This window comes from Aeromonas sp. S9(2024) (assembly GCF_041403185.1).
Lineage (GTDB): Bacteria > Pseudomonadota > Gammaproteobacteria > Enterobacterales > Aeromonadaceae > Aeromonas > Aeromonas enteropelogenes.
Window position 1 is genome coordinate 297,802 of the sequence record NZ_JBGLRE010000005.1, and the last position, 11,555, is coordinate 309,356.

At 55.8% G+C, this 11,555-nt stretch carries 10 protein-coding genes, 1 rRNA gene and 1 pseudogene; 7 read left to right on the plus strand and 5 right to left on the minus strand.

Annotation, left to right across the window (positions count from 1 at the left end; all coding sequences use genetic code 11):
• Positions 1-22: 22 nt before the first annotated feature.
• Positions 23-1,621: a hypothetical protein gene (locus ACB028_RS11200; protein WP_371144299.1), complete on the minus strand. Its 1,599-nt coding sequence runs from the start codon at positions 1,619-1,621 to the stop codon at positions 23-25.
• A gap of 177 nt (positions 1,622-1,798) precedes the next feature.
• Between ACB028_RS11200 and ACB028_RS11205 the strand changes: the two are divergent.
• Both ACB028_RS11205 and ACB028_RS11210 read left to right on the plus strand, forming a co-directional pair.
• Positions 1,799-2,176, plus strand: a pseudogene (locus ACB028_RS11205) (alpha-amylase family glycosyl hydrolase); the annotation flags it as partial.
• 80 nt (positions 2,177-2,256) lie between these two features.
• Entirely contained in the window at positions 2,257-3,204 is a 948-nt protein-coding gene (locus ACB028_RS11210) for a transposase (RefSeq protein ID WP_371144300.1), read from the plus strand.
• Positions 3,205-3,548: 344 nt separating this feature from the next.
• On the opposite strand, the gene ACB028_RS11215 is transcribed toward ACB028_RS11210, so the two are convergent.
• The 3 genes from ACB028_RS11215 to ACB028_RS11225 form a co-directional block, all read right to left on the minus strand.
• Positions 3,549-4,796 (minus strand): DEAD/DEAH box helicase, encoded by a 1,248-nt coding sequence (locus tag ACB028_RS11215; RefSeq protein ID WP_371144301.1) that lies wholly within the window; start codon positions 4,794-4,796, stop codon positions 3,549-3,551.
• A gap of 49 nt (positions 4,797-4,845) precedes the next feature.
• Positions 4,846-6,351 (minus strand): GGDEF domain-containing protein, encoded by a 1,506-nt coding sequence (locus ACB028_RS11220; RefSeq protein ID WP_371144302.1) that lies wholly within the window; start codon positions 6,349-6,351, stop codon positions 4,846-4,848.
• 141 nt (positions 6,352-6,492) lie between these two features.
• On the minus strand, positions 6,493-6,957 hold the full coding sequence (locus ACB028_RS11225) for a hypothetical protein (RefSeq protein WP_371144303.1): 465 nt from the start codon (positions 6,955-6,957) through the stop codon (positions 6,493-6,495).
• Positions 6,958-7,154: 197 nt separating this feature from the next.
• Between ACB028_RS11225 and ACB028_RS11230 the strand changes: the two genes are divergently transcribed.
• A complete protein-coding gene (locus ACB028_RS11230) occupies positions 7,155-8,066 on the plus strand; it encodes an S-adenosyl-l-methionine hydroxide adenosyltransferase family protein (RefSeq protein ID WP_371144304.1) in 912 nt (303 codons plus the stop codon).
• Between the two features lie 63 nt (positions 8,067-8,129).
• Here the strand turns inward: ACB028_RS11230 and ACB028_RS11235 are convergent, their stop codons facing one another.
• Entirely contained in the window at positions 8,130-8,690 is a 561-nt protein-coding gene (locus ACB028_RS11235; protein WP_026457421.1) for a carbonate dehydratase, read from the minus strand.
• Positions 8,691-8,918: 228 nt separating this feature from the next.
• Here ACB028_RS11235 and ACB028_RS11240 point away from each other — a divergent pair, with 228 nt between their 5' ends.
• From ACB028_RS11240 to ACB028_RS11255, 4 genes are all read left to right on the plus strand, one after another.
• Positions 8,919-9,560, plus strand: a complete 642-nt coding sequence (locus ACB028_RS11240) for a ribonuclease (RefSeq protein WP_224210310.1) — start codon at positions 8,919-8,921, stop codon at positions 9,558-9,560.
• Positions 9,561-9,626: 66 nt separating this feature from the next.
• Entirely contained in the window at positions 9,627-9,914 is a 288-nt protein-coding gene (locus ACB028_RS11245) for a hypothetical protein (RefSeq protein ID WP_061476321.1), read from the plus strand.
• Positions 9,911-10,957 carry a nitronate monooxygenase family protein gene (locus ACB028_RS11250; RefSeq protein ID WP_026458350.1) on the plus strand — a complete coding sequence of 349 codons (1,047 nt, stop codon included), beginning with the start codon at positions 9,911-9,913 and terminating at the stop codon, positions 10,955-10,957. Before ACB028_RS11245 ends, ACB028_RS11250 begins: the two co-directional genes overlap by 4 nt.
• 499 nt (positions 10,958-11,456) lie before the next feature.
• Positions 11,457-11,555: ribosomal RNA gene (locus ACB028_RS11255) — 16S ribosomal RNA — on the plus strand; the annotation flags it as partial.

Consider the following 11,555-nt stretch of genomic DNA (forward strand, 5'->3'; position numbering starts at 1 on the left):
ACATAAAAATAAGACATATCTTTTATAACTCTAGAGGTATTGGTTCAGAGTAAAATATTCTTGTCTCTCTCCCAGAACCAATTCCTGTTAATGTATATTCTTTAAGGTTTTTAAAGTCTGAATAATCTAACTGGCCAGAATAGCCGTACATTCCCACTTCATATTCAATATGAGGAATGGTATTTCCTCCATCATCTTTCATCTCCAAAATCCAGAAGATAGGTTGTGAATTTGGCTTCGGTCTTATGACACATTTTACGCCACGAATCCTAGAATAAGCTTGCTCGGCATAGTCCTTCATGAAAAACTTTCCATTCTCATCAAGATCATGAATGAGCCATGTTAATATATGCCCAAGAAATTCCTCAGCGTGGCTTTCCGCTGAGATCAAGCATCGTGACCAGAAGCAGCCGATACCCAAATTACGAGAAACTCGGCCAAGATGAACGATTGACTCAAATACTGCAGCTACAGTTTGAGTCGAACCTAACTTTGCTGCATTGCAACCTAAATAAGATAGGCTCTCCATGCACCTAAAAGCAAAGTGAGGATTATCCCCTGTTAATGCGGAGACGCCCAAATCTTTAATGTCATGGGCGTATATGAATATATTATGGTAGTCGTTGTTGTATCTAACTTCAGAAAGATCACTTTGACTAAAATCAAACAGATTTTGTTCTATAACGTTTTGTACAGCGTTGAGAATGTTTAATGGTTCGCTGATAGCCTTTGACTCAAGCATTTTTTGCCCAATCCAAATGGCCTCTGATGTGAAAGCCCTTGTCAAATTGGAGCACGGAGTGTTGTAAATTTCTTTTTTAGAAAGTAAATCACATAACTCACCAGACAAGGACTGTAAAAAAACACCATTATGATCTGTCGTTATTATTTGACTTACAATTGACCGAAACCGCTTTCTTGTAACAAATTGAACTCCTTGGCTGATCTTATATTCATCATTGTCATTTTTATATTCATGTGACCTAATAAGAATTCTAAATATAGCACTAAGAGACGACTTGAAAGTGGAGTAGTCATTATTTTCTATTGAGAGTTTCATGACTATAGTCATAGAGTCCCATATATCATCATTCTCTAAACCAAGCATGGTTGGTTGAAATTTATAACCATGAGGTGGAAGTCTGAATTTATCTTTGTTTATCTCTGTTTTTTCATCATGTGATGACGCTTCATTTCTAATTTGACGTGACAGGCTGGCTATATATCCATCAATGGATTTTATGCTTGAAACGTTTGATATGAACGTTTTAGGGTCTAGGTATCGGCTTGTCAGCATCGCATTGTCAAATGCAGAGAACGATAAGATAGGCAGTGTAGCTAGAGCAACATAGGAGAATATATTTGGGTCAAACAAATAAGAAACCAATGGTATGAATGGCAGTGTCAACACTGCGGATATATTTAACCATTGCCTCCTATTAATATGAGAGTACAAAGGTTTGTATTTTGATAGTTGATGACCGAAAAATGTGAAATTAATTGAGAAGGCAGAAATTGTGAAATTTACACCTAATAACCATGATGAAATTTTTTCTAGATCACTTCCATACGATCCGACTATGAGAGCAGCAACAACTATAAACAACCATATGTATTTCAATTTATTGCCTTTTTAATTTCATTGAGTCTTTGCTTCATATAACTTAACAAGAGTAGATGTAAATTTAAAAGCTATTTTTACAGATAAGATTCTGGGATAAGATTCTGGGACACCCACCATTTTGACAGGGGCGTAGCGCTCTGCTGAACTTGAGGCCTCATTGCCGAGGAACTTGCCATGACTATCGCCCGCTCACGTCAGATCAGCCTGCAGGATACGCCCTATTACCACGTGGTCAGCCGCTGCGTGCGGCGGGCCTTTCTGTGTGGGGAAGATGCCCACTCGGGCCAGAGTTACGAGCATCGCCGCCAGTGGGTGGTCGAGCGGCTGGGTCAGCTGTCGCGGCTCTTTGCCATCGGCATCTGCGCCTATGCGGTGATGAGCAACCACTATCACCTGGTGCTGAAAGTGGATGCCGAGCAGGCGCAGGGTTGGAGCTAGCGGGAGGTGGCCGAACGCTGGGCCGGGCTGTTCCAGTGGCCGCTACTGGTACACCGCTGGTATCAGGGGGATGCCCTGATTGAGCCTGAGCTCTCGGTAGTGCAGGGGCTGATAAAAGATTCTGGGACACCCACCTCTTTGACAGCCGCGTGAGGCTCTGCTTGGCTTAACCGAAAGCGGAGAGGGGACTTGCCATGACCATCGCCCGTTCACGTCAAATCAGTCTGCAGGATACGCCCTACTACCACGTGGTGAGCCGCTGCGTGCGGCGGGCTTTCCTGTGTGGGGAAGATGCCCACTCTGGCCAGAGCTACGAGCATCGTCGCCAGTGGGTGGTCGACAGGCTGGGTCAGCTGTCTCGGCTCTTTGCCATCGGCATCTGCGCCTATGCCGTGATGAGCAACCACTATCATCTGGTGTTGAAAGTGGATGCAGAGCAGGCGCAGGGCTGGAGCGAGCGGGAGGTGGCCGAGCGATGGGCCGGGCTGTTCCAGTGGCCGCTGCTGGTGCGACGCTGGTATCAGGGGGATGCCCTGATTGAGCCTGAGCTCACGGTGGTACAAGGGCTGATAGAAAAGTGGCGTGGCCGACTCTATTCCATCAGCTGGTTTGTGCGTCTGCTCAACGAAGGGCTGGCCCGTCAGGCCAATCAGGAAGATGGCTGCAAGGGCCACTTCTGGGAGGGACGCTTCAAGAGCCAGGCCCTGTTGACGGAGTCGGCGCTGCTCGCCTGCATGACCTATGTGGAGCTCAATCCCATTCGCGCCAAGTTGGCTGAGACACCGGAGGAGAGCGACTACACCAGCATCAGCCAGCGCTTGGGTCGTACCCAGGCCACCGAACTGCCACCCCTGCTGCTCCCGTTTGTTCAAAAGGGTGAACCCAGGTCACTCCCCTACACCTTCACCGACTATCTGATTCTGGTCGACTGGACCGGCCGTGCCATCCGGGGTGACAAGCGGGGTTATCTTCCCGAGGCGCTTTCCCCCATCTTGCAACGGCTGCAACTCAACGGTGAAGACTGGCTCAAGCAGGTGATGCTGTTTAAACGAAGCGGTATCCGGGCCATCGGTCACTGTGTGGCTCGTGAGCGCTACGCCCACCACTGTGGACAGCGACGATGTCATCAGCCAATTCACTGATTTCACTCCAAATCCACCTGCAACCTGGTATGTCTCATGACACCAGCGTTATTGGCTGGCCGTTATCTGGCTCTTCTTTCGGTGCCTTCCATATCTCGCCCTGAAATGGTGACGATTCTGGCTGTATCCTGCTGAAACCACATCACCAGCCGATGAGCTCGGTCTTCACTACAGAGATAGGTAGAAAAGTGGGTGTCCCAAAAAAGGGGGGGCCGACGAGGTAAAAAGGAGGGGGTCCCCAAATAGTCCCCCAAATAGTCGGAAAAGTGGGTGTCCCGAACAAGAGGCCAAAGCGCCAGTAAAAAAACGCCCGATTGGGCGTTCTTTTTTATGGAGGTGGGGTGTTAGCGTCGTCCTTTGCTGCCTTTATTGCCCCCCAGAGCCTGGCGTCTGGCCTTCTGCTTCTGGGCCCCCTTGCCATTGCGGCGCGGGGTGGGGATATCGCGGGTGAGATCCGGCTCAAAGCCCGGGAACCACTGCTGGGGCAGACGGGTGTCGAGCACCGCCTCGACTTTTTCCAGCAGTGGCGTGTCCTCCGGGCTGAACAGTGTGATGGCGAGTCCCTTGTTGCCGGCGCGGCCGGTGCGGCCGATGCGGTGCACGTAGTCCTCGGTCACAAAGGGAAACTCCATGTTGATCACATAGTTGAGATCGCTGATATCGAGCCCGCGTGCCGCCACGTCGGTGGCCACCAAGGCCTGCAGGGTGCCGGCGCGAAACTCGATCAATACCTTCTCCCGTGCGCTTTGCGACAAGTCCCCGTGAAAGGCCAGCGCATTGATGCCCCCTTTGCCAAGCTGCTGGGCCAGCTTGTCGGCTCCCTGGCGGGTGCGGCTGAAGATCAGCGCCGGCGCCCACCCCTTCACCTTGATAAGGTGCTGCACCAGCTCCACCTTGCGCTCGCTGTCCACCGCATAGACACGCTGCTCCACCTCGGCTGCCGTGGTGTTGCGCGGTGCCACTTCAATCAGCTCGGGGTCACGCAGCAATACCTTGCTCAAGGCAAACAGGTTGTCATCGCAAGTGGCCGAGAAGAGCAGGGTCTGGCGATCCTTTGGCAGGAATTTCAACAGCGCCTTGATCTCGTCCATAAAGCCCATATCGAGCATCCTATCGGCCTCGTCAAACACCAGATGGGCAACCGCTTCCAGGCTCACAGCCCTATGGCGCAGGTGATCGAGCAGACGACCCGGGGTGGCGATCAGGATATCCACACCCGATTTGAGTGCCTCCACCTGGGCGGCGATGCTGACCCCGCCGTAGACGAGGGTGCTGGTGAGATCTGTGCCCTTGGCATAGCGCGCGACGCTCTCTTGCACCTGCACCGCCAGCTCGCGGGTCGGTACCAGCACCAGGGCGCGCCCCGAGCGCATCTCGCCGGCGGGGGCCTTCTGCAACTGTTCAATCAGCGGCAGCACAAAGGCGGCGGTTTTGCCGGTACCGGTCTGGGCGCCGGCCAGCAGATCCCGCCCCGCCAGAATGGCGGGGATCGCCCGAGCCTGAATAGGGGTTGGGGCGGCATAGCCCAGTTCGTTCAGGGTCTGAAGCAGTTGGGGGGAGAGAGCCAGTTCGGCAAAAGAAGCAATAGACATAAGGGCACCAGATAGGGGTTATCGCGGCCGGCGGCTACGATCAAGCCAATTACAATGGCCGCGATGGTAGCAGAGCCGCCTCATCGGCAGAAGCTGGCTGGGCAGAGGGCTCGCGGATCAGGCGGATCTCCTGTCCCTCATACCAGGCGATATTGTGCTTGCCGTGCTGTTTGACGTGATAGAGCAGCTCGTCGGCCAGGTGTACGGCCTCCGAGACCGTCAGATAGTCGCGAATGCGGATGATGCCGGCCGAGAAGGTGATGGGGGTCGGCAAGGCAGGGATCGCCAGTGGCTTGGCCAGCAAGCGGGCCGCCGAGTGGCGCATCATGTCGTCATCCCCCATCCCCTTGAACAGCACGATAAACTCTTCGCCTCCCCAGCGGATGGCGGTATCTATCTTGCGGGTATTGTCCTCCAGATGGCGGGCGAAGGCGGCCAGCGCTTGATCGCCCGCGTTGTGGCCATAGATGTCATTGATTGACTTGAAGTTATCGATATCCAGCAGCATCAGGTAGTCGTGCTCGTGCAACCGTGCCGGGTTAAGCACATCGCGCCTTGGCAAGCGGGTCAGCTGATCGGTATAGGCCAGGGTACGCACGCGCTGGTAGAGCTGCTTGCCGATGACCATGATCAGCAGCAACAGGATCAGATAGACCTTGAAGGCGGCACTGTGCAGCGTCACCTTGATGAAGTCGAGCCAGGAATATGCCCATTTGAGGTAGAGAATGGTCCCGGCCTTGGTGCGCATAAAGGGCTGGCTCAGGCAGATATGTCTGGCGGGGCAGGGCTTGGCAGCATCAAAGGAGATGGAGGTGCGTGTCGGGTTGAGTTCGTTGAACGGGCGCAACACATCCTCGAAGGCTTTGTCGACGGCGATGTCGATCCCGAGCAACCCATATTTGGCATCGCTTCTCTTTTGCTCCAGCACGAAGGGGAAGAACATCACTATGGTGTTGCGCAGGGTGAAACTGTCAACCTCGATATCCGAGACGAACGCCTCGTCCTTGCTGCACAGCTTGTGCTTGGTGATGAAGTCGGTGCAGCCAAAATAGTGATGCCAGGGCGCAAACGCCCTCATATTGGAGCCAATGGGCGTCAGTTTGGTCGGCAGCACATCGTCATTGGCCACCATGCCGAGCAGCCGGTAGTCATTCCAGATGGTGTAGATATTGATGACCTCCGGATAGGAGAGGGCATAGCGGAAGGTGTTGAGAATATTGGCGGCCGGATATTGCAGCGGGATATCGGCAAAGCGGGCCTTGCTCTCGATATCGTAGCCATAGAGGTAGTTGGTGCCCTCTTCACTCTTGGGGTTCCCTTGCTCCAGAGCGTGGTGCTGTTCGAGATAGTGGGTGATGTTCTCCACCTTGAGGATCTTGGCCCGCTGGTAGAAAACCTCGAACACGTTGTCTTGCTTGGCCGTGATGAGGTCCATGTCGTGGCGGATGTTCAGATAGGTGTAGTAGAACACGCAAGCAAGGCCGGTCAGGATAAGCAGGATCACTCCCAGCAGTGCCGGTTTGGGATGATGAAAGCGAACCTGGTTCCGGATCATGGCCGGGGCTTCTCCTCGGGAATGAGTGTGATGAGTCAAGTACAGCACTGATCGGAAATGAAGTCCGTGTGGCTGGAGTATATGCCACCGGCACCCCGCTAGAATCCACTGTCAATCCTTGCCCCAGGCTGAAGCGATCGGTTATTCGATGAGGATGACGCTGTCGCTGGCCAGATGATGCAGCCACTCCCGGATGATCAGCAGCGTTGCAGCAAAATCGGTATCCCGTGGCAGCTGGCTGGCAACGAGGGGATCCCCTTCCGCCATGGCGGCCAACTGGCCGAAGATCAGCTCGATGTGCTCCCGGCTCAGTTGGTGCGCCCCCAGCACTGGCGTCAGTGAAGGCTGGCTGCGTACCGCCAGCGGCACTCCGGACGGGATCCGGAGGGCGATGCGCATCAGCTCATCCTCCACCACCATGATGGCGCGCTCCAGTTCGAGCGGGGTGGGCGGGGCATGTCTGAAGGGCCCGGGCTGGATGGCGCGAATGCCAAAGGCCAGCGAAATTGGGGCAAGGGTGGCGTCCCACAGATCAAGGCGGACCTGGCTGCTCTTTTCACCGATCTCCAGCAGCAGGCAGTCAGTGCGGGGTGTGGATAGGGGCATAGCAACGCCTCCTGCAGTGAACAATGTGGGGTGGTCAGTCGCTTGAGGGTATCGACTGGCCGTTTGATGAGCAATTTTTCTGCGAGCCAGGACTCACTTTACGGCTTTTTCCTTGCAAACGATTCCGATGGTGACAGTCTGGTTGGCCAAATGGTGTCGCCATTTTCTTCGTTTCCACCAGATTCAGGAGATTCAATATGGACATTCGTACCGCACCTCGCGCTCTTGCTCTCGCCTTTATGTTGGCCAGCGGTGTCGCCGCCGCCAACGAGGCGCTGGTGTTTCAGACCGATTTCGGTCTCAAGGATGGTGCCGTGTCGGCCATGAAGGGGGTGGCCTTCGGGGTGGATCGTACCCTGCCGCTCTATGACCTGACTCACGAGATCCCGGCTTACCACATCTGGGAAGCCTCCTACCGCCTCTATCAGACCCTGCAATATTGGCCGAAGGGTACCGTTTTTGTCAGCGTGGTGGATCCCGGCGTGGGCACGGATCGCAAGTCAGTCGTGCTCAAGACCAAGAGTGGCCACTATATCGTCTCGCCGGACAACGGCACCCTGACTCTGGTGGCCGAGCACTTCGGCATCGATCAGGTGCGCCAGATCGATGAGAAGCACAATCGTCTCAAGGGGTCCGAAAAGTCTTACACCTTCCACGGCCGCGATGTTTACGCCTATACCGGGGCCCGGCTTGCCTCCGGCACCATCAGTTACGAGCAGGTGGGGCCCAAACTGCCCGCCGAGGTGGTGACTATCCCCTATCAAGCGGCGGTGGCCGAGAAGGATGGCACGCTCAAGGGCACTATTCCCATTCTGGATGTGCAATATGGCAACGTCTGGACCAATATCGACGACGCCCTGCTGACCAAAGCCGGGATCGACAAGGGAGACACCGCCTGCATCGCGATTAGCCAGGGGGATGTCGTCAAATATGATGGCAAGGCCCCTTACGTCAGCAGCTTTGGCGATGTGCCGGAAGGGCAGCCGCTGGTTTACCTCAACAGCCTGTTGCAGGTCTCTGTGGCCCTCAACATGGATAGTTTTGCCACCAAATATCAGGTGGAGTCCGGGGCCAACTGGCATATCAGTCTGAAGAAGTGTTCACCATAAGCACGAACCATAAATAGCAACGGGCGCTGCGGCGCCCGTTTTTCATCGCAGGATTGGCCTGCCTCAGAACTCGTTGGAGAGCGCCTTGTAGCCTTTGACCAGATCGATGTTGGTGTGGGCCACGTCTTCCGAGAATTCGGCAGCATCGACCGACACCCGGGGGATGTGGGTCAGATCACTCTGCTGGTTGATGCGGGTGGTGGAGGGGACATAAAACTCTGGCGGCAGATCGCAGCCATCGATGACCGAGTTGTGACGTACCACGGCGCCGTCACCGATATGGCAGTTGAACAGCACGGTATTGAAACCGATGAAGACCCGGTTACCCACCTCGCAGGGGCCATGCACTATGCTGCGATGGGCGATGGAGCTGTATTCGCCTATGGTGACGGCGGCACCGGATTTGGAGTGGATCACCACCCCGTCCTGAATATTGGAGTTGGCGCCGATGATGATGGGCTCCATGTCGCCGCTCTCATCCACCTCGTCGGCACGGATCACCGCATAGGGGCCGACGAACACATTCTCTTTGATGATCACCTTGCCGCAGATGATGGCGGTCTTGTCGATATAGGCAGATTCGTCGATGACCGGCAGGTGGCCGGAGGGATTCTTGCGGATCATGTTACATCCTGTGGTTGCCATGAAGGATTGTCAGCTGGTGGACGGGGAGTCTACCGGTTGGCCAGCTTACGCCTCGATATCGCCTTGGGAAACCCCTCACTGGTCTGACCCTTGTCACGTTCCGGCCCGGGGTGGCTGTTGCCTGCCGCTTTAATATGGGAGCATGGGTCAACAGGGGTGACATTTGGAGCATCCCAAGCGCAAGTGGCTGCGAGGAATAACACCAAGATGAAGAAGATGATTGGGTTGCTGATGGGAGGCCTGCTGTTCTCCGCTGCCGTGCAGGCCAAAGGGGAGGCGGGGGAATTTGACTATTACGCCATGGCGCTCTCCTGGTCGCCGCAGCATTGCGCGGTAAAACCGGCCGATCGGGAGCAGTGCTCCCGCCAGCTGGGATTCGTGCTGCACGGGCTTTGGCCGCAATATCAGCGGGGCTACCCGAGCAACTGCACCGGCGAGCAGCTCTATCCCGGGATGGAGGAGGCCTTCCCCGGGCTCTATCCCAGCCGTTTTCTCTATCGCCATGAGTGGGATAAGCACGGCACCTGCTCCGGTCTCACCCAGCAGCAGTTCCATCAGCTGGCCAGCGATCTGCGCCAGCGGGTGAACATCCCGGCCGCCTATCAGTCCCCAGAGGTGCCGCTGCGCAAGAGTAGCTTCCAGCTCAAGGCGGATCTGGCCACGGCCAACGACTGGCTGGCGCCGGACACCATCACGATCGCCTGCGCCGACGGGGGGCGTTTCCTGCGGGAGATCTATGTCTGCATCAATAAGGAAGGGACGGAGGCGGTTCCCTGCTCGGACGAGATGCAAACACGGGAGCGCCGCTCCTGTGGCCAGCCGGACTTCCTGCTGCGCAGCGTTCGTTGATACCCCCACATCAGGCTCCTCGCGGGCCTGATGTGCACACACCACCTTCGGAAAGGAATCTGAACCATGGGCGAGATGAAACAGTTTTCGGCGCAGGAACGTGGCCTGCTGCTCAGCGTAAAGGGAGTCGGGCCTACCGTGATTGGCCGGCTCGAACAGTTGGGCTATCACAGTTTGAGTGAACTCGCGAAGGCCGATAGTGGCCATATCGTCACGCTGGTGGCCGGCATGCTGGGCTCGACCTGCTGGCAGAACAGCCCGCAAGCTCGCGCGGCCATTGAGGGGGCCATTGCGCTGGCTCGTCGCCAGAGCGCTGACACTCCTCTCCAGGCCAACGAGGAGGCTCGCCCATGAACCGGTTTGTCGAACTGGGGCTGCGTTACCCCATCATTCAGGCACCCATGGCGGGTGTGCAGGATCACCGCCTGGTCATCGCCGCCTGCCGTGCCGGCGCGCTGGGCTCTCTGCCAGCCGCCATGCTCAATGCCGAACAGCTATATAAAGCACTGACGGCCATCCGCGCCGCAACTGACGCTCCCTTCAACGTCAATTTCTTCTGCCATCGGCAAGCTGACCCTGACCCGCAGCAGATGCTGCGCTGGCAGCAGGCTCTGGCACCTTACTATGCCGAATTGGGGATCAGTGCAGAGGAGGCAGTCGCAGCCCCAAGCCGGGCTCCCTTCAATGCCGAACATGCAGCCCTGCTTGCAGAGTTCAAACCGGCGGTCGTCAGTTTTCACTTCGGTCTGCCCGAGCCCGAACTGCTGGCCCAGGTGAAAGCCATGGGGGCGTGCGTACTGGCCAGCGCCACCACAGTGGCCGAGGCGAAGTGGCTGGCCCGCCATGGTACCAATGCCATCATCGCCCAGGGGCTGGAGGCCGGCGGCCACCGTGGCCATTTCCTATCCGACGATCTCGACCTGCAGCAGGGCACCTTCACCCTGTTGCCGCAGATAGTAGAAGCCGTCGACCTGCCGGTGATTGCCGCAGGAGGGATCGTGGATGGTAGAGGCATTCAGGCGGCGCTGGCGCTGGGGGCGAGCGCGGTGCAGATGGGAACGGCATTTTTGTGCAGCCAGGAGGCCACCACCTCAGCGCTGCATCGGGCGGCGCTACATTCTCCCGACAGCCATCATACCGCCCTGACCAATCTGTTCAGCGGCCGTCCGGCCAGAGGCATCGTCAATCGCCTGATGCAAGAACTAGGGCCCCTGTCAGACTTGGCGCCCGATTTCCCTCATGCAGGTGGCGCCCTGGCGCCGCTGCGTGCGGCGGCAGAAAAAGCGGGAGACCGCGGCTTCTCGCCACTGTGGGCTGGGCAGAATGTGTCGGGGTGTCGTGAGCTACCGGCCGGGGAACTGATCGCCCGTTGGGTGCAGGAGGCCGGATTGGCATAAGCCTTCTATATTCGGAGTCCTGCCGATGAGCTGGGTGGACGGGCTTGGGGAGCACTGCGCTGCTGCATATTTAATCTAAAAGCAGGCTGGCTGTGGATAAATTTGTATAAATCCTGTGTGTTGATATGAATAACTAAAAAAGTGCGCTTTTTTGCAATTTTATTGCATTGAGGCCCTTGCCAATGTGATCAATCTCTCTATAATGCGCCTCCATCGACAGGGCAAGCGGCAACGCAAACAAGCCGGTCGATAGCCTCGAAAAGCCTGTGAAAATAAGGCTTGACTCGAGAAGGCGGTTGAGTAGAATGCCACTCCCGCAGCAGCCAAAAGCTGCGCTGTTCTTTAACAATTTGAATCAAGCAATCTGTGTGGGCACTCACAGCATCGAGCATCAAAAACAATTTTTGATTTTCAATGTCTGATGAAGTGACCAAAGCAACGAAAGTTGCAGCAGTTAATTCAGCAATTCATTGAGCCGCTTTTCGAAGCAACCAAACTTAAATTGAAGAGTTTGATCATGGCTCAGATTGAACGCTGGCGGCAGGCCTAACACATGCAAGTCGAGCGGCAGCGGGAAAGTAGCTTGCTACTTTTGCCG